A 16,923-nucleotide genomic window follows, 5' to 3' on the forward strand; every position below is an offset into this window, starting at 1 on the left:
AAAATCCGGCTGATGCCGGAACCGCGAAAAAAAGACACCCCCGTTACGCCCCTCGCTTCAGCTTGGGGTTAACGGGGGTGTCTTCGCGGTTTTGGCATCAGCCGGATTTTTCAGCACGCAAGGCCCTGCGGCCGCACTTGAGCGTAGCGGGCGTGCCACAAAGGGAGCGAAGCGCACGACTGGCGCGACAAGTGCAGCAGGGCCGGGGACAACGCCAGCCAATCCACCGAGAGATGCGAAAAGGATCGTTAGTCGAGTCTGCTCGATTGAGACAACTTGTTGGCTCAACCCGTAGGGCCAGAGCCTGGCTTTTCGCTTGCGAAAAGTTCGCCCTCGTCTGCTACGATTTATGTGGCGGGGAGTCTATGCAGTATGCGTAAGGTGGGATATGCGCGTGTGTCGACTGTTGATCAGGACACATCGTTGCAAATGGACGCGCTTAAGCGTGCCGGTGTTCGGACGGTGTTTCGTGAAGCGGGTTCGGGAGTGGGGCCTAGGCCAGAACTACAGAGAGCAATCGCTTCGCTCTCCAGTGGGGATTTGCTTGTCGTCTGGAAAATCGACAGGGTAGCCAGAGGCCTCGGCGACTTAATCGGTATTCTCGGCCGTCTCAAGTCTGTAGGCGCTGCAATCACGTCATTGACAGAGCCTCTAGATACTTCGTCGCCTATAGGCGAATTCACGTTTCAGATACTCGGCGCGGTCGCCCAACTTGAACGGTCGATGATCAGGGAGCGGGTGATGGCCGGTCAGGCTGCTGCCAGGGCCAGGGGGAAGACCTGGGGGACGCCTAGGGCGTTGGCTGATTGGGAAGTTGCTGCCGCTGCGGAGGCTTGGCGGTCTGGCTGGTATATGCAGTCAACGCTTGCCGAAATGCTTGGGGTATCTGTCGCGTGTCTGCGCGATCATATCCACCGGTACGAGGGTAGGGGGCGCTGGGCGGAGGCTAGGCGTTTGAGATTACCCCAGTAAAATGGACCCATGCTCGATGATCGTGCCAAGTTGTTGCTCAAAGCGCTGGTCGAGCGCTACATTGCCGATGGGCAGCCCGTGGGATCGCGCACGCTGTCCCGGGCCTCGGGGCTGGATCTGTCGCCGGCCACCATCCGCAATGTCATGGCCGATCTGGAGGAACTCGGGCTGATCGCCAGCCCGCACACCTCGGCGGGGCGCATTCCCACCGCCCGCGGCTACCGCCTGTTCGTGGACACCATGCTGACTGCGCAGCGCGAGCGGCTGGCCACGCCCAGCCTGGCTCCGGACCAACCGCAGAAGGTAATCACCAATGCCGCGCAGCTGCTGTCCAACCTCTCGCAGTTCGTCGGCGTGGTGATGGCCCCGCGCCGCACCTCGGTGTTTCGCCATATCGAGTTCCTGCGGTTGTCGGACCGGCGTTTGCTGGTCATCATCGTGTCGCCTGATGGCGATGTGCAGAACCGAGTGATCTTCACCGAGGCCGACTACTCGCAGTCGCAGCTGGTGGAGGCGTCCAACTACCTCAACGCCAACTACGCGGGCCTGGCCATCGAGCAGGTGCGCGAGCGCCTGCAGCACGAGATGGAAAAATTGCGCGGCGAGATCGCCGCGTTGATGCAGGCGGCCGTGCAGGTCAGTTCCGAGGCGTTGAGCCAGGAACAGGACGACGTGGTGATTTCCGGCGAACGCAACCTGCTGGCCGTGAGCGATTTTTCGAGCGACATGGGGCACCTGCGTCGCGCGTTCGAGCTGTTCGAGCAGAAGGCACAGCTCATGCGCTTGCTCGACATATCGAGCCGGGCCGAAGGCGTGCGCATCTTCATCGGCGGTGAAAGCCAGGTCGTGCCGTTCGAGGAACTGTCCATCGTGAGTGCCCCCTATGAGGTGGATGGCCAGGTGGTAGGGACGCTTGGCGTGATCGGCCCGACCCGCATGCCCTACGACCGCATGATCCAGATCGTGGATATCACCTCCAGGCTGGTCAGCAATGCGCTGAGCCACAACAAGTAGGCCTGGGCGGCGGTGGCGCGATCTGCCGCGTCCGGAGAAAGCACCCATATGGATGCCTTATCATCCTAGGGTGGGCCGTTAGCTCAGTTGGTTAGAGCAGAGGACTCATCAAAATGGTGACCGCCCGGGGAGACCCGGGCTGGAAAAACCGGGTGAACTCAGGGAAACCTAAAGCGTATGCCAAGGCAATCCTGAGCCAAGCCTGCCGAAGGCAGTTGTAGGCAGGAAGGTGCAGAGACTAGGACGTGAGGAGCCAAGCCGATAACCGTCCATCAGCGCCCGGCACCCTAGCGATGTGATTCGTGGGTGATGAGATAGTCCTGGGAGCGGGGAAACTCGCGCAAACCTGAATCCTTTGGTCGTTGGTTCAAGTCCAACACGGCCCACCAATGGCGTTGCAGCGCCTTGACCTCGGCTGCCCTTTCCCCGGCTCGCGTCGGGAAACCTCCATCACTTGCCCCGCTGGTTTGGCCGCGAAATGTGCGGAATAGCTCGTTTGCGTGGCCCCATGACCGACGAAATTCAGGGAATTCGTTGAGTTATCCCCAATTTGCAGGATTTGTCGCTTGGCAGCATCGAATCCGTGGATAAAACTAAGGTCTGCAATCCAAACGGCAGCCATCATGTATCTCGACAGCGACGACGAAGACAGCGGGTCGTTCCTTTCCGAACGACGAAGCTTCACGCGCAATGATGTGGCCGAATTGCTGGTGTCGGCCACATCCCTGCCAGAGCTCAGCCTCGAAGATGCCCTGAAAGTTGTGAATTTCATGAAGGCGCAGCGGTTGAAGGTCGGCACGGTGCTGTTCAAGGAGGGGGCCAAGAGCCACAACACCATCGTCCTGATTCTGCAAGGCGACATTGTGGTGTCGCAACAGCCGCCCGGCCAGGCCAGTTCGGTGGTGATGACGGTGCTGGGGGCGGGCCATCTGGTCGGCGAACTGGGCGTGCTCGACGGCAAGCCGCGCTCTGCAACCTGCACGGCCGCCACGGAGGTCGATGTCGCTGTGCTCGATCAAGTGGATCTGGAGCAGCGGATCTTTCGCGAAGATCCCCCCGTCGGCGTTGCGCTGCTCCGCGCCATCCTGATGCAGGTCGCAGAACGGCTGCGGGCCACCAATCACCGGGTGTTCATGCTGAGCCAGATCGTCGACAGCATGCAGATGGAAATCAAGGACCAGCAGGAGCAGGGCGAATCCGCAATACGGACATTGCCTCCCGCCTCGTCGCCTCTCTCTTCCGCCAGGCCCCGGTTGCCGGTCGGACCCCGGCCGGCGAATGCCCACCGCCGGACTCGACCAATGGATGACGCGCCGAACGTGAATGCAGACTCCACACGCAAGCCCGAGTTGAAGCCTGACATCCGCCGCCGTCGGCAAGGGAAAGACTTCAGATCCACTTATCCGATGAGTGGCCCGTCTCAGTGAAGCTTGAGGCAGGCGAAAAATACCGTGCTATAATCTCTGTCTTCGCGGCTGTAGCTCAGCTGGATAGAGTACTTGGCTACGAACCAAGGGGTCGTGGGTTCGATTCCTGCCAGCCGCACCAAATGGATAGCCCTAGAACTGAAAGGTTCTAGGGCTTTTTCCATTTCTGAGCCCGCTTCTGTCGGGGAAATCGGGAGATATGGGCTCGCTTCCCATGGCCTCCCTGTGGGCTCGAGTTCTGGTGTCGACCCTGGCCGGTTCTGTCACGGAGGGCCGTCGATGCGTGCTGCGTCAAAGCGCTTTCTCCAATGGCCACGCCGGGCAATTCCAATGCGTGAATCGGGTATGGTTGTGCCATGAGCAAAGCCTTCACACGGGAGACCGAGTCGGACGATGACGACGAAGTCTCCCTGCCGCCCTTGCCTGCAGGCGGCAAGAACTACATCACGCCGCAGGGCTACGCGCGGCTGCGTGCGGAGTTCTCGATCTGATCGACAACGAGCGTCCCAAAGTGGTGGAGATCGTGCACTGGGCCGCGAGCAATGGCGATCGCTCCGAGAATGGCGACTATCTTTATGGCAAGAAGCGTTTGCGCGAAATCGATCGGCGCATCCGCTTTCTGACCAAGCGACTGGAGATCGCGGAAGTGACGGACCCAGCGGTGCATCACGGCAGTGACCAGGTGTTTTTTGGTGCAACCGTGACCTATGCCGATGCGTCAGGCGAAGAACGCACGGTGACCATTCTGGGCATCGACGAGGCCGATAGCGCGCAAGGCCAGGTGAGCTGGATTTCGCCGATCGCCCGGGCGCTGCTCAAGACACGCGAGGGCGACGAGGTCAAGCTCATGACGCCCGCCGGCGTGCAGCAGATCGAGGTGCTGCAGGTGCGCTACCCGGCGCCACTGCCTCGCTGACGCCGCTGGTTCAGTGCGAGGGCTGCGCGCCCGCTGTACGCTGCACTCGCAGGACCGACGGCGTGCGCTTGAGCTGCCGCAGGACGGCATCCAGATGCGCGCGGTCGCGCACGGCGATCACGAAGCGCAGGTCGGTGGCGTCCTGTGCCGCTTCGTCTCCCATGTCCACGTGCGTGATGTCCGCCTCCGCTGCTGCCAGCGCGGCGGCGATGCGGGCCAGCACCCCCTTGCCGTTGCTGACGGTGATCACCACGCCGGTTTCGAAGGTGCGGGTGGGCTCGTCCGACCACTCAACGGCGATGAAGCGTTCGCTGTCCTTGTGCTGCAGGCGCTTGGCCACGGGGCAATGGTCGGTGTGAACCACGAGGCCTTCGCCGCGCCCGAGGTAGCCGACGATGCCGTCGCCCGGAATGGGACGACAGCATGGGGCGTACTGCACCGAGGCGTTCTCGCTGCCGTCCAGTATGACGGCGCCCTGCGACACGGTTTCATGGGCGGTGTAGCGCTCGCGGCTCATCAGCAGGGCATTGGGGCGTTCGCCCTTTTCGGTCATCAGGGTCATGAGCCGTTTGGCCACGATGCTGGCGATGCGCTTGCCCAGGCCGAGGTCGGTCAGCAGTTCGGCCCGGGTGCGGTTGCCGGTGAAACGCAGCAGCTTGTCCCAGATCGGCTGGTGGCTGGCGTCGTCATCGGGCAGCTTTTCCATCCCTTCGGCCCGCAGGGCCTGGGTCAGCAGCTTTTCTCCCAGGCCCTGCGATTCGGTCTGGGCCAGGGTTTTGAGGTGGTGGCGGATCTTGGAGCGTGCGCGGCCGGTACGCACGAAGCCGAGCCAGGCCGGATTGGGCGTGGAGACCGGCGCGGTGATGACCTCGATCACGTCGCCGTTCTTGAGTTCGCTGCGCAGCGGTACCTGCTCGCCATTGATCTTGGCCGCGACCGTGCGGTCGCCGATGTTGCTGTGGATGGCATAGGCGAAGTCCACCACCGTGGCGCCGCGCGGCAGCGCCATGATCTGGCTCTTGGGGGTGAACACGTAGACCGCGTCCGGAAACAGGTCGACCTTGACGTGGTCCCAGAACTCGGCGGCATCGCGTGTCTCGTACTGGATGTCCAGCAGCGACTGGAGCCATTTGGTGCCCAGCCGCTCGCTGGTGGCGCCGCCCGGTTCGCTGGCTTTGTACAGCCAGTGGGCGGCCACCCCCGATTCGGCCACCACATGCATGGCTTCGGTGCGCATCTGGAATTCCACGTTCACGCCCGAAGGGCCCACCAGCGTGGTGTGCAGCGACTGGTAGCCGTTGAGCTTGGCAATCGCGATGTGGTCCTTGAACTTGCCCGGCACAGGCTTGTACATCTGGTGCAGGATGCCGAGGGCGGTGTAGCACTCTGTCACGGTGGGCACGATCACGCGGAAGCCGTAGATGTCCGTGACCTGGGCAAAGCTCAGGCGCTTCTCGTCCATTTTGCGGTAGATCGAGTACAGGGTTTTCTCCCGGCCCGAAATGCGCACCCTGACGCCGGCGGCGGTGAACGCCGCTTCCACCTCGCGCTGCACCTTCTGGAGCAGGTCCCGCCGACGGCTGCGGGCCTTGGACACGGCCTTGGACAGGATGGCGTAGCGCCAGGGGCGCAGGTGGCGGAACGACAGATCCTGCAGTTCCCGGTAGGTCTGGTTCAGGCCCAGCCGGTGCGCGATGGGGGCGTAGATGTCGAGTGTTTCGGACGAGATGCGCGCCCATTTCTCGCGCGGCACGTCCGACAGCGTGCGCATGTTGTGGGTGCGGTCGGCCAGCTTGATCAGGATGACCCGCACGTCACGGGCCATGGCCAGCAGCATTTTGCGGAACGACTCGGCCTGGCTTTCCTCGCGCGTGGTGAACTGCAGCTTGTCGAGCTTGGTGAGTCCATCCACCAGCTCCGCCACCGGAGCGCCGAAGCGCTCGATCAGGTCCGGCTTGGTGACGCCGCAGTCCTCGATGGCATCGTGCAGCAGAGCGGCCATCAGAGCCTGCGCGTCGAGCTTCCATTCGGCGCACTGGGCGGCCACGGCAATCGGATGGGTGATGTAGGGCTCGCCGCTGTTGCGCAGCTGGCCGAGGTGGGCCTCGTCGGCGAAGCGGTAGGCGAGGCGAACCTGCTCGATGTCAGAGGCATCCAGGTAGTCGAGCCTGGCGGTGAGCGCGGCAAAGCTGGCCGCGGCCGCGTTGGCGGCGGCCGGGCTGTTGGCTGTGGTTGGCTGCGGCAAGGGAGACGGCTTGCCCGCGCCGGAAGGGGGATTCAGCACCGCGCTCATCCCCTAAATGTAGCGTGGGGATGACAAAACGGTGCAATGCAACAAAAAAGCACCGCATGGCGGTGCTTTTTTTGTCGAAAGCGGCAAACAGCGGTCAGTTTGGCACTTTCTTGAGCATTTCCAGGCCGATCTTGCCTTCGGCGATCTCACGCAGCGCGGTAACGCCGGGCTTGTTCTTGCTCTCGATCTTGGGCGCGTGACCCTGGCTCAGCATGCGCGCGCGGTAGGTCGCGGCCAGCACCAGTTGGAAACGGTTCGGGATCTGTTGCAGGCAATCTTCAACGGTGATGCGGGCCATGAAGTTCTCCGGGGTCAGGTGATGTTGAGTGCTTGGAAGGTGTCGGCTCGGGCGCGGCGCTGGGCCGCAAACTTGAGCCGCTGGGCGTGAACAATCGCTTTCAGGTCGAAAAGCGCTCGCTCAAATAACTCGTTGATTATAACGAAATCGAATTCCCGGGCTTGCGCCATCTCCAGCGCGGCATTTCTGAGGCGCAGCTCGATGACTTCGGCCGAGTCCTCGCCGCGGCGCTCGAGCCGTGAGCGCAGCTCTTCCCAACTGGGCGGCAGGATGAAGATCAGCACCGCGTTGGCGAAGACCTTCTTGATCTGGAGGGCGCCCTGGAAGTCGATTTCCAGGATCACGTCCGCTCCCTGGACGATGCGGTCTTCGATGGCTTTCTTGGAGGTGCCGTAGCGCTGGCCGTGCACATGGGCCCATTCGACGAAGGCTTCGGCGAGCACCATGCCGTCGAACTCCTGTTGCGACACGAAGAAGTACTCGCGCCCGTGCTTTTCCTGGCCGCGCGGTGCGCGCGTGGTGTGGGAGACCGAGGGCTGCACACGCGAGTCGAGCTCCATCAGCGCCTTGACCAGGCTGGACTTGCCGGCCCCGCTCGGGGCCGCAACGACAAAGAGATTTCCGGGATAGTCCATGTGAAATGGGCGTTGGATGCTATGAATATAGGAGCGTCACTCGATGTTCTGCACCTGCTCGCGCATCTGCTCGATCAGCACTTTCATGTCGACCGAGATGCGCGTGAGCTCCAGCGCCGCGGATTTGGAGCCCATGGTGTTGGCCTCGCGGTGCAGCTCCTGGATCAGGAAGTCGAGCCGCTTGCCGACCTCGCCGCCCTTGGCCAGGAGGCGCTCGATTTCATCAAGATGGGAGGCCAGCCGGGTCAGTTCCTCGGCCACGTCGATGCGGATGGCGAAGGCCGTGGCCTCGGTCAGTGCGCGGTCCTGGGCGGCTTCGGGGAGGGCCGTGCCTTCGGCCAGGGCCATGGCCTCTTTCCAGCGTTCCACGAAGCGGTTGCGCTGCTGCTCGACGAGCTGCGGCACCAGCGGCCCGGCTTGCTGGGCCAGGGCGCGCAGCTGCATCAGGCGGTCGCGCAGCATGACGGCGAGCCGCTCGCCCTCGCGTTCGCGTGCGGCCAGCAGGTCTTTGAGTGCCTGGTCGGCCAGCTGGGCCACCGCGCCGCTCCAATCCGTGTCCGTGGTGCTGTCGGTGGCGGACAGGCGGATGACATCGGCCACGCTGAGGGCCGCGGCGTCCGGCAGCCAGGCGCGCACGCCGTCCTGCAAGGCATTGAGCCGCTGCAGCAAACGCGGCGAGGGGTCGGGCAGGAGGTTGGACGACGAGCTTTCGATCGCGGCGCGGACTTCCACCTTGCCGCGCTTGAGCCGGGCCGTCAGCAGTTCGCGCAAGGCCGGCTCATGCTGGCGCAGTTCCTCGGGCAGGCGAAACGTCAAGTCCAGGAAGCGGCTGTTGACCGAGCGGATTTCAAGCCCCAGGCGGCTGGACGTATGGCTCCTGGCGTCGGCATCGGACCCCGCGGCAGCCGCGCTGCGCTGGGTACTGGCGTAGCCGGTCATGCTGTAAACTGGCATGGAGATTTGCTGAAGCGTTGCTAGATTGTCGAGAATAACCGGGAAAACCCGGTATCGATCCGTCCGAGGCTCACCCACCCCAAATTATGTCAAAGGTCAAACCAGCGCCGTTGCCACCCGATACCGTGATTGGCGGCTATCGCGTGGTGCGCAAGCTGTCGGCCGGGGGCTTCGGGGTGGTCTACTTGGCGGTGGACAACGAAGGCCAGCAGGTCGCCATCAAGGAATACCTGCCCTCGTCCCTGGCCACGCGGGCACCGGGCGAGTTGCTGCCCCAGGTGCAGCCCGAAAAGCTGTCCCTGTACCGCCTGGGCCTCAAGAGCTTCTTCGAGGAAGGCCGTTCGCTCGCGCAGATCTCGCACGCTTCCGTGGTGAGCGTGCTCAATTTCTTCCGTGAGAACGAAACCGTCTACATGGTGATGAACTACCTGGAAGGGGCGACCCTGCAGGATTTCATCATCACTGCGCGCGAGCTGAAGAAGCAGAAGGTGTTCCGCGAATCCACCATCCGCTCGCTGTTCGACGAGATCCTGCGAGGCCTGCGCATCGTGCACCAGCACAAGATGCTGCACCTGGACATCAAGCCGGCCAACATCTTCATCACCGACGACAACAAGGCCGTGATGATCGACTTCGGCGCCGCGCGCGAAGTGCTGAGCAAGGAAGGCAACTTCATCCGCCCGATGTACACGCCCGGCTTCGCCGCACCCGAGATGTACCGTCGCGACTCGTCCATGGGCCCGTGGACCGACATCTACGCCATCGGCGCCTGCATCTACGCCTGCATGCAGGGCTACCCGCCCAACGACGCGCCCCAGCGGCTCGAGAAGGACCGTCTGGCGCTGGCCCTCTCGCGCCTGCGCGGCGTGTACTCCGACAACCTGATCGAGGTGGTGGAGTGGTGCATGTCGCTCGACCCGCTGTCGCGCCCGCAGTCGGTGTTCGCGCTGCAGAAGGAGCTCAGCCGCGAAGGCGAGCGCCGCTACACCAAGCTCACGGTGGGCGAGAAGATGCGCCTGCAGTTCGACAACATGGTGTCGGACGGCAAGAAGAACCTGCGCAAAGCCACCGGTTTCGGAGCCAAGCTCAAATGAAGTTTTCCGTCTTCCAGGTCAGCCGCCGGGGCGGCCGCGAGAAAAACGAAGACCGCATGGGCTATTGCTACACGCGCGAGTCGGGGCTGTTCGTGCTGGCCGACGGCATGGGCGGCCATCCCGAGGGCGAAGTGGCCGCGCAATTGGCCCTGCAGACCGTTTCGGCGCTGTACCAGAAGGAGGCGCGGCCCACGGTCAAGGATGCGACCGAGTTCCTGGCCTCTGCGCTGATGGCGGCGCATCACCAGATCATCCGCTACGCGAGCGAAAAGGGCATGCTCGACACGCCGCGCACCACGCTGGTGGCCGCCGTCGTGCAGGGCAACAGCGCCATCTGGGTGCACTGCGGCGATTCGCGCCTGTACGTCGTGCGCGAAGGCGAGTTGCTCACGCGCACGCGCGACCACTCCTACATCGAGCAGCAGAACGCGGGCGTGATCCGGCTCGACCGCATCAACCGCAACATCCTGTTCACCTGCCTGGGCTCGCCCACCAAGCCCGTGTTCGACGTGACCGGGCCGGTGGTGCTGCAGCAGGGCGACAAGATCCTGCTGTGCTCCGACGGCTTGTGGGGCAGCCTGAACGACAACGAGATCGTGCGCCTGCTGAGCGCGCAGTCCGTTTCCGACGCCGTGCCCGAACTCGTGGAGCAGGCGCTGCGCAAGGGCGGCGAGCACAGCGACAACGTGACCGTGGTGGCGCTGGAGTGGGAAACCCCCGATTCCTTCGAGTCCACGCGCGGCATCTCTACCGACAGCATCAGCGATGGCGTGTTCGCCTCCACCATCCAGGCCGGCGTGCTCGACACCATGGTCGAGGATCTCGATGACGCCGCCATCGAGCGCTCCATCGCCGAGATCAACGAGGCCATCCGGCGCTCCGCCGCACGCAAGGCCTGAGCCCGCGCGGCGGCGCTTTCTTTTCACCTATCCGACAGAACTGACGTCATGAGCGAATTCAAGAGAAGCGGCGAGCGCGCCGCAGACCAGCTGCGCCCGGTGCGCATCACCCGCGGCTACACCATCCACGCCGAAGGCTCGGTGCTGATCGAGTTCGGCGCCACCAAGGTGCTGTGCACCGCCTCGGTCGAGGACAAGGTGCCGCCGCACAAGCGCGGCAGCGGTGAAGGCTGGGTCACGGCCGAGTACGGCATGCTGCCCCGGGCCACCCACACGCGCGGCGACCGCGAGGCCGCGCGCGGCAAGCAGAGCGGCCGCACCCAGGAAATCCAGCGCCTGATCGGCCGTTCGATGCGCGCCGTGTTCGATCTGCAAAAGCTCGGCGAGCGCACCATCCACCTCGACTGCGATGTGTTGCAGGCCGACGGCGGCACGCGCACGGCCGCGATCACGGGCGCATTCGTGGCCGCCCAGGACGCGGTGAACAAGCTGCTGGCCGAAGGCAAGCTGCCGGCATCGCCCATCCTCGGGCCGGTGGCGGCCGTCTCGGTCGGCATTGTCGACGGCACGCCGCTGCTCGACCTCGAATACACCGAAGACTCGGCCTGCGGCACCGACATGAACGTGGTGATGACCGGCGCCGGCAACTTCGTGGAGGTGCAGGGCACGGCCGAAGGCGCGGCGTTCACGCGCCGAGAGCTTGACGCGCTGCTTGCGCTGGCCGAAAAGGGGATCGGCGAACTCGTGGCGCTGCAACAGAAATCGCTATCAAATAAATAGCAAATTATGACCAGTGCACCTGGACCTCGGCCGTTTTTCATGAAAATTGTCCTGGCATCCAACAATCCCGGCAAGCTGGCAGAGCTGCAGGCCATGTTTGCGCCGCTCGGCGTCGAGCTGGTGCGCCAGGCCGAGCTGGGCATTCCCGAGGCCGAGGAGCCCTATCGCACCTTCGTCGAGAACGCCTTGACCAAGGCCCGCCACGCCGCTCGTGCCAGCGGCCTGCCGGCCGTGGCCGACGATGCCGGGCTGTGCGTCGATGCCTTCGGCGGCCTGCCCGGGGTGGACACGGCCTACTACGCCACGCAGTTCGGCTATGAGAAGGGCGACGCCAACAATGTGCGCGCGCTGCTGGAGCAGATGCAGGGCGTGGACAACCGGCGCGCGGCGCTGGTCAGCACGCTGGTGGCGGTGCGCTCGCCCGAAGATCCCGAACCGCTGATCGCCGTGGGGCGGGTGGTGGGCGAGATCGCGCGCGAGCCCGCCGGCCACCATGGCTTCGGCTTCGACCCCGTGATGTTCATCCCCGAATTCGGCCAGACCTTCGCGCAACTGCCGGTCGAGGTGAAGAACGCCCACAGCCACCGCGGTCGCTCGGCCCGGCAGATGATCGAACTGATGCGCGAACGCTGGATCGTATGAAAGCCCTTCCCGAGGCGCCTTCGGCGCTTCCCCCCAAGGGGGGCGCCGCCGGAGGCCCGGCAAAGCTGGTTCCACAGCGGCTCGCAACTGGGGCTGCCCAAGACGTTCAGCATTACCTGCGGCCCGGCCTGCTGCAGCTCAACAGTTTGCCGCCGCTGTCGCTCTATGTGCACCTTCCCTGGTGCCTGAGGAAATGCCCGTACTGCGATTTCAATTCGCACGAGATGCAGGGCGGCGAACTGCCCGAGCAGCGCTACCTCGATGCGCTGGTGGCCGACCTCGATGCCGCGCTGCCGCTGGTCTGGGGCCGGCCGGTGCACAGCATCTTCATCGGTGGCGGCACGCCCAGCCTGTTCTCGCCGCAGGGCATCGACCGCTTGCTGGGTGACATCCGCGCGCGTTTGAAGCTCGAGCCCGATTGCGAGATCACGCTGGAGGCCAACCCGGGCACCTTCGAGAAGGACCGCTTCCGCGCATTTCGCGGTGCGGGCGTGACGCGCCTGTCGGTAGGCGTGCAGAGCTTCAACGATGCTCATCTCCAGGCCCTGGGCCGGGTGCACAACCGGGCCCAGGCGATCGCCGCAGTGGAGGAGGCCGCCGCCGCGTTCGACACCTTCAACCTCGACATCATGTACGCGCTGCCCGGCCAGACGCTCCAGGATCTGGAGCAGGACATGGCCGTGGCGCTGGGACTTGAGCCTCCCCACATCTCGATCTACCACCTGACCATCGAGCCCAACACTTACTTCGCCAAATTCCCGCCGAAGGTGCCGGAAGACGACACGGCCTACGCGATGCTCGACCGTATCACCGAGCTCACCGGTGCGCAGGGGCTGGAGCGCTACGAAGTGTCGGCCTATGCCAAGCCGGGCCATCGCTGCTGGCACAACCTCAACTACTGGCAGTTCGGTGACTACCTCGGCATCGGCGCCGGCGCGCACAGCAAGCTCAGCTTCGCGCATCGCGTCGTGCGCCAGGTGCGGTTTCGCGAACCCAGGCTCTACATGGACCATGCACTCGCCGGGCAGGCGCTGGCGCAGGACGACGAGGTGGCGCGCGCCGACCTGCCGTTCGAGTTCATGCTCAATGCGCTGCGCTTGAAAGAGGGGTTTGAACTCCTGCAGTTCTGCGAACGGACCGGCCTGGCGCTGACGGCAATCCAGGCTGGCCTGGCGGAGGCCGAACGCAAGGGCCTGCTCGAGCGCGACCATGTGCGCGTGAGGCCGACCCAGCGCGGCCTGGATTTCCTGAGCGACCTGCAATCGCTCTTCCTGCCCGGGTAGAATTCAGCCCTCCCTCTTTCGGAAGCGTGGCAGAGCGGTTGAATGCACCGGTCTTGAAAACCGGCGATGTTTTACGACATCCGTGAGTTCGAATCTCACCGCTTCCGCCGGTAATTTATAAAAATCAATAACTTACGATTGTTTTTGGTTTTTGTCCCACATAAAATCCCACAAAAAGCCGCCTCAGTGAAGGCGGCTTTTTTTGTTTCACACCGTCAGAGCGAAGCTCTAATTCATACCTTACTCCAGTCGCATCTCGAAAGCGTTCAGTGTGTAGGCCACCAGCGCGTAGTAGCCGAGGATGCCGACGACCTCGATGAGCGTCCGCTCCCCTAGTTCACGAACAGCTCGTTCGTAGAGGGCAGCACTTAATTTCTTGGTTGTGAGCAACTCGTTTGCCACTTCCGCCAGCAGCCGCTGGCGTGCTGTGCCAAGAGGCGGCGGGGCGTTTGCACGGATAGCGGCCAGCACCTCATCGGAGAGGCCGGTCTGTTGCGCGATGGGCTCATGAATCTGCTGCTCTCCGACACATCGATAGTGCGCTGCCACATGCAGGATCAAGAGCTCGGACTCGGCGAGCGTCAGCGAGCTGTGATATCGGCGTCTTCTTTGAGAACCTCCGGGTTCGACCAGTTCGACGAAAATCCCAAGAAAAGATGAAGGGCAACCTCAGCCAACTCAGCCCGCTACAGGGCCATGTTCCCCAGGAACGCCACCCCGGTGCGCCGCACCAGCTCCTCATAGCTGATCGGCCGCTGTACCCGCACCCCGTCCACATTGGCCATCCAGTGAGTCCAGCTCTTCCCGGTTGCCGGGTCATAGACCAGCTTGAACAGATGGCTTGGAATCCAGACCCGGCCTGGTCCCAGGGTACGCACCGGGGAGTCAAACACCGGCCCGGTGAACACATAGACATCGCCAGAGGCCCGCTTCACATACTTGCGCGTGGCCTGCTCGATCTGGTTCCAGGCCTTCTGGTTGAACTCGCTGGCCTGGGGCACGACATTGGCCAGGCTGAAACTCTGGGCCATGCCCTCCGGGGTACTCATGTCACCGGCTGGCGCCATGTGGCCACGGTCAAAGGACTCCTCCCGGGTGGCTGACTCCTGCTTGTAGTCGATCAGCCGGGCTCGCTCGGCCGCCGGCAGCCGGGCCTCCTCGTAGAAACGGTTGCGCCGGGGGATCTTCTCGCCGTAGTCCCGGTGGTTCAGCCGCTCGACCACGTACAGCGGCGTCTTGGACTGGCCTGAATGCAGGATGGCGAACTGGCTGAAGCACAGTTGCCGCTGCAAGCCTGGGGCGGTACTGGGGAGCTGGGGGATGTGACCTTGGGGGAAGAAGGTGCGGCAGGCGGAGAAGTCGGCCCAAGAGGGCAGGGAAAAGGCCGCCAGCAGTGTGGCAGTAGCAAGGACTTGGCGTACAGAAAAATGCGCGATCATACCCAGCGCCAGTCACCAACTGCAAACGCTCAAAGAGAGAGCGGCTCGCCAAAGGCGGGTGGACAGGGTGCGATGTACGAAGAAAGCAATCAAAACCGTGTCCAAGGTGTCGAATGCTCTCATCTACCTAGGGAAGACCCAGCCTCTCCCCCAATTGAAGGACGACACCTGCTCCTGCATGAGTTACAAAATGTAGAAATGAAGTAACCGGCAAAAAGGGAGGGCGTTCAAGTGGACCAGAATGCGTTGCTAAGAAATGGGCGCCTTCAGCCGATCAAGGTGGTGTCTGAAGAGGAGGCCGGCCCCGTTATCTTGCGGGCGCAGGCGTCTCCACTTGGGAAATTCCTGACGAATCAGCACCTCGTCCTAACGAAGCGATATCTGGTTTTTGGGAAGCAACACCTCTTTGCTGCTACGCACTATGAAGAGATGACCTGGATTCCACTCGGATGGATACGCCCGGGCAGTGTTGGTACAAAAGGGCTGTTTGGGACAAGGCTTGTTTTGACTCTCGCTGATGGAACGAGCTTGGACTTCAAGATAAACAGCAATGTCGGGCCATCAGCCAAGACAGTGGCCGGAGCCATAGTGGCCGCGCTGTGCATTTAAGGAGATATGACTTGCGTGTATCGAATCATGAGAATGCCTGGTTGCCGTTAGCGGGGAAATAGCGGCTTTCGACCCAACGCAATCCTTCGAATCATCGATCCGATGGACTACTAAGCAGCGATTGCCGTCTGTCGTGGCATGAGGCCCGGCTCACGCTCTGTAGACCAAATCGGTCAACGGCTCACTGGTTGACCTACGTTCACCAATGGCTGCTGTCGATGGTGGAGTAGCCGTCCAAGCATTCAGCCCGCCGCCGGCGCAGCCCGGCCGGCGAGCCGCGAATCTGCGCAGTTTGGGGCGTTAAGCTACGATTTGTTGCAAATCAAGAATGGCAGGAGGGCCACGAATGAGTAGCGAATATCTGATGAGATTCCTCGAGATTGGTGCTATCGATCTGAAAGGCGATGACACCAAACTCGAAAAGCTGCGCGCTACAGCGAAAGGCCTTTCCACGGTCTTAAAGAAGGCCCCTGCCAAGACGGTCTGCTTCACTATGGCAGCCGCAGACCCTGGCATCGCATCGGACGATCCGACCATCCAAGCGGCGATGACGGTGCTGCGCATGCAGTGGGAGACCGTGTCCAACGCTTACGCTCGTCCTCCCGTAGCCATCTTGCGAGCAATCCTCCTTGATGCCATCGTCCTTGCCGCCCGGTCGGACGACGCAATTTCGGTTGCCTTCGTCAACACTGCGCGCAACGCGCTGGCTCAGGCAGAGACCTCTGACGAGGAGGCGGTCTGGCGCGAGGCGGTTGGCGAGATTGAAGCCAAAGTCGATGCACGCGCGGAGGAAGAGTGGGCGACGCCGGAAATGATTGAGGTCGAGGCGCTGCAGTACAGCCCTCCAGCCGCTGTCACCGCTTCTTTCAAGCCCACTAAGGTCGAGCGCAGCAGTCTGAATACCCAGATGCATGCAGCAGCCGGTCCTTGGGGCGGTACGAATCCGAACCAGTATCAGCCGAACCACAATCCTCAGCAGTGGTCGGCAGAGTTCGCCAGCAAGATGAGCGTCGCCGTTGCCCAAGCTATCGACTCTGCAGTTGAGGGATTGGCGCCCACTCCCATCGACCTCTCGAAGCCGTTGACGGCGTTGGCGAATGCAGTTGCGCTTCACGTGGACAACGTCCTGGCTAGCTTCAGCACTGCCACGGCCGGTCTGCAGCGCCGCACCAACCTCCTGTGGTGGAAGGAAGCCCTGTACTCGACCAGTGCCCAAGAGAGTTATCTCGACCTGCCTCTTTATGAGGCGGCCTCTCTGATGGCGCTGGACCTCCATGAGCAGGTCCCGACGTACTCGCCAGCCAGCGTGTCGTCGTTTTTGAAGGAAGCCATCCGCTGCCTGCCCGTAGACCCGGCTGATGCCAACAGCGACAAGCGGGAAGTCGCCGTGCTGGTTCAAGAATCCCGTACGACCGCATTCATGCAGCCGTTTCGCAACCTCGCGGCGCAATACGTGCAAGCAGCGGAAGGGCGTGGCCCGCTGCTGTCGGTGATTGGTCACCCGCAGAACCCTGGAACCATCGACGCCGGGCAGTTCCGCGCGCTTGTCGGCATCGATGCAACTGCAAGGATGACGCCCGCCGAGTGGGGTACCTACCTTTTCCGAGAACTCCAGAGCGCGCGAGCGACCAACGCCGGTGTAAAGCGTTCGAAGCGGAAGTAGGTCGC

Annotated in this window: 16 protein-coding genes, 2 tRNA genes and 1 pseudogene; 13 read left to right on the forward strand and 6 right to left on the reverse strand. The window is 63.0% G+C overall.

What is annotated here, in order from left to right; genetic code table 11:
- Positions 1-429: 429 nt before the first annotated feature.
- The 5 genes and pseudogenes from MMF98_RS19160 (at position 430) to greB (ending at position 4,329) form a co-directional block, all read left to right on the forward strand.
- Entirely contained in the window at positions 430-972 is a 543-nt protein-coding gene (locus tag MMF98_RS19160; RefSeq protein ID WP_423837648.1) for a recombinase family protein, read from the forward strand.
- 9 nt (positions 973-981) lie between these two features.
- The gene (hrcA, locus tag MMF98_RS19165) at positions 982-1,986 is read left to right on the forward strand and encodes a heat-inducible transcriptional repressor HrcA (protein ID WP_243308564.1); all 1,005 of its coding nucleotides are present in this window, start codon (positions 982-984) and stop codon (positions 1,984-1,986) included.
- A 623-nt stretch (positions 1,987-2,609) separates the two neighbouring features.
- Positions 2,610-3,413: a cyclic nucleotide-binding domain-containing protein gene (locus tag MMF98_RS19170; RefSeq protein ID WP_243308565.1), complete on the forward strand. Its 804-nt coding sequence runs from the start codon at positions 2,610-2,612 to the stop codon at positions 3,411-3,413.
- Positions 3,414-3,457: 44 nt separating this feature from the next.
- A tRNA-Arg gene (locus MMF98_RS19175) sits at positions 3,458-3,534 on the forward strand.
- Between the two features lie 235 nt (positions 3,535-3,769).
- Positions 3,770-4,329: pseudogene (greB, locus tag MMF98_RS19180) on the forward strand (transcription elongation factor GreB).
- A 10-nt stretch (positions 4,330-4,339) separates the two neighbouring features.
- Here greB and MMF98_RS19185 read toward each other — a convergent pair.
- The 4 genes from MMF98_RS19185 to MMF98_RS19200 form a co-directional block, all read right to left on the reverse strand.
- Positions 4,340-6,622 carry a RelA/SpoT family protein gene (locus tag MMF98_RS19185; RefSeq protein WP_243308566.1) on the reverse strand — a complete coding sequence of 761 codons (2,283 nt, stop codon included), beginning with the start codon at positions 6,620-6,622 and terminating at the stop codon, positions 4,340-4,342.
- 94 nt (positions 6,623-6,716) lie between these two features.
- Entirely contained in the window at positions 6,717-6,920 is a 204-nt protein-coding gene (rpoZ, locus tag MMF98_RS19190) for a DNA-directed RNA polymerase subunit omega (protein ID WP_243308568.1), read from the reverse strand.
- A 14-nt stretch (positions 6,921-6,934) separates the two neighbouring features.
- Positions 6,935-7,555, reverse strand: a complete 621-nt coding sequence (gene gmk / locus MMF98_RS19195) for a guanylate kinase (RefSeq protein WP_243308570.1) — start codon at positions 7,553-7,555, stop codon at positions 6,935-6,937.
- Between the two features lie 36 nt (positions 7,556-7,591).
- On the reverse strand, positions 7,592-8,509 hold the full coding sequence (locus tag MMF98_RS19200; protein ID WP_243308573.1) for a YicC/YloC family endoribonuclease: 918 nt from the start codon (positions 8,507-8,509) through the stop codon (positions 7,592-7,594).
- 86 nt (positions 8,510-8,595) lie between these two features.
- Here MMF98_RS19200 and MMF98_RS19205 point away from each other — a divergent pair, with 86 nt between their 5' ends.
- The 6 genes from MMF98_RS19205 to MMF98_RS19230 all read left to right on the forward strand — a co-directional run bounded on the left by MMF98_RS19205 (position 8,596) and on the right by MMF98_RS19230 (position 13,314).
- A complete protein-coding gene (locus MMF98_RS19205) occupies positions 8,596-9,603 on the forward strand; it encodes a serine/threonine protein kinase (protein ID WP_243308578.1) in 1,008 nt (335 codons plus the stop codon).
- Positions 9,600-10,502, forward strand: coding sequence for a PP2C family protein-serine/threonine phosphatase (locus MMF98_RS19210; RefSeq protein ID WP_243308579.1), 903 nt, complete (start codon positions 9,600-9,602; stop codon positions 10,500-10,502). Before MMF98_RS19205 ends, MMF98_RS19210 begins: the two co-directional genes overlap by 4 nt.
- Before the next feature lie 48 nt (positions 10,503-10,550).
- Positions 10,551-11,282, forward strand: a complete 732-nt coding sequence (rph, locus tag MMF98_RS19215) for a ribonuclease PH (RefSeq protein ID WP_243308581.1) — start codon at positions 10,551-10,553, stop codon at positions 11,280-11,282.
- Between the two features lie 39 nt (positions 11,283-11,321).
- Positions 11,322-11,924, forward strand: coding sequence for an RdgB/HAM1 family non-canonical purine NTP pyrophosphatase (gene rdgB / locus MMF98_RS19220; RefSeq protein WP_243308583.1), 603 nt, complete (start codon positions 11,322-11,324; stop codon positions 11,922-11,924).
- Positions 11,921-13,207 carry a radical SAM family heme chaperone HemW gene (gene hemW / locus MMF98_RS19225; protein WP_243308585.1) on the forward strand — a complete coding sequence of 429 codons (1,287 nt, stop codon included), beginning with the start codon at positions 11,921-11,923 and terminating at the stop codon, positions 13,205-13,207. The genes rdgB and hemW overlap by 4 nt, the downstream gene beginning before the upstream one ends.
- A gap of 20 nt (positions 13,208-13,227) precedes the next feature.
- Positions 13,228-13,314: transfer RNA gene (locus MMF98_RS19230), tRNA-Ser, on the forward strand.
- Between the two features lie 133 nt (positions 13,315-13,447).
- Here the strand turns inward: MMF98_RS19230 and MMF98_RS19235 are convergent.
- Positions 13,448-13,852 carry a carboxymuconolactone decarboxylase family protein gene (locus MMF98_RS19235; RefSeq protein WP_341481321.1) on the reverse strand — a complete coding sequence of 135 codons (405 nt, stop codon included), beginning with the start codon at positions 13,850-13,852 and terminating at the stop codon, positions 13,448-13,450.
- Between the two features lie 41 nt (positions 13,853-13,893).
- Positions 13,894-14,646 (reverse strand): DNA/RNA non-specific endonuclease, encoded by a 753-nt coding sequence (locus tag MMF98_RS19240; protein WP_243308588.1) that lies wholly within the window; start codon positions 14,644-14,646, stop codon positions 13,894-13,896.
- A 231-nt stretch (positions 14,647-14,877) separates the two neighbouring features.
- Between MMF98_RS19240 and MMF98_RS19245 the strand changes: the two genes are divergently transcribed.
- Together MMF98_RS19245 and MMF98_RS19250 are read left to right on the forward strand one after the other, a co-directional pair.
- Positions 14,878-15,255, forward strand: coding sequence for a hypothetical protein (locus tag MMF98_RS19245; RefSeq protein ID WP_243308590.1), 378 nt, complete (start codon positions 14,878-14,880; stop codon positions 15,253-15,255).
- Positions 15,256-15,601: 346 nt separating this feature from the next.
- Positions 15,602-16,918 carry a GTPase-associated system all-helical protein GASH gene (locus MMF98_RS19250; RefSeq protein WP_243308592.1) on the forward strand — a complete coding sequence of 439 codons (1,317 nt, stop codon included), beginning with the start codon at positions 15,602-15,604 and terminating at the stop codon, positions 16,916-16,918.
- The last annotated feature ends 5 nt before the right edge of the window (positions 16,919-16,923 follow it).

The organism is Variovorax terrae (genome assembly GCF_022809125.1).
GTDB lineage: Bacteria > Pseudomonadota > Gammaproteobacteria > Burkholderiales > Burkholderiaceae_C > Variovorax_A > Variovorax_A terrae.

Bases quoted from the DNA above. Each gene is read 5' to 3' on its own strand.
- MMF98_RS19205 (WP_243308578.1), top strand. From the start codon at position 8,596: ATGTCAAAGGTCAAACCAGCGCCGTTGCCACCCGATACCGTGATTGGC.
- rpoZ (WP_243308568.1), bottom strand. From the start codon at position 6,920: ATGGCCCGCATCACCGTTGAAGATTGCCTGCAACAGATCCCGAACCGT.
- MMF98_RS19250 (WP_243308592.1), top strand. From the start codon at position 15,602: ATGAGTAGCGAATATCTGATGAGATTCCTCGAGATTGGTGCTATCGAT.
- MMF98_RS19185 (WP_243308566.1), bottom strand. From the start codon at position 6,622: ATGAGCGCGGTGCTGAATCCCCCTTCCGGCGCGGGCAAGCCGTCTCCC.
- MMF98_RS19210 (WP_243308579.1), top strand. From the start codon at position 9,600: ATGAAGTTTTCCGTCTTCCAGGTCAGCCGCCGGGGCGGCCGCGAGAAA.
- MMF98_RS19160 (WP_423837648.1), top strand. From the start codon at position 430: ATGGACGCGCTTAAGCGTGCCGGTGTTCGGACGGTGTTTCGTGAAGCG.
- gmk (WP_243308570.1), bottom strand. From the start codon at position 7,555: ATGGACTATCCCGGAAATCTCTTTGTCGTTGCGGCCCCGAGCGGGGCC.
- hemW (WP_243308585.1), top strand. From the start codon at position 11,921: ATGAAAGCCCTTCCCGAGGCGCCTTCGGCGCTTCCCCCCAAGGGGGGC.
- hrcA (WP_243308564.1), top strand. From the start codon at position 982: ATGCTCGATGATCGTGCCAAGTTGTTGCTCAAAGCGCTGGTCGAGCGC.
- rdgB (WP_243308583.1), top strand. From the start codon at position 11,322: ATGAAAATTGTCCTGGCATCCAACAATCCCGGCAAGCTGGCAGAGCTG.
- MMF98_RS19240 (WP_243308588.1), bottom strand. From the start codon at position 14,646: ATGATCGCGCATTTTTCTGTACGCCAAGTCCTTGCTACTGCCACACTG.
- rph (WP_243308581.1), top strand. From the start codon at position 10,551: ATGAGCGAATTCAAGAGAAGCGGCGAGCGCGCCGCAGACCAGCTGCGC.
- MMF98_RS19170 (WP_243308565.1), top strand. From the start codon at position 2,610: ATGTATCTCGACAGCGACGACGAAGACAGCGGGTCGTTCCTTTCCGAA.
- MMF98_RS19200 (WP_243308573.1), bottom strand. From the start codon at position 8,509: ATGCCAGTTTACAGCATGACCGGCTACGCCAGTACCCAGCGCAGCGCG.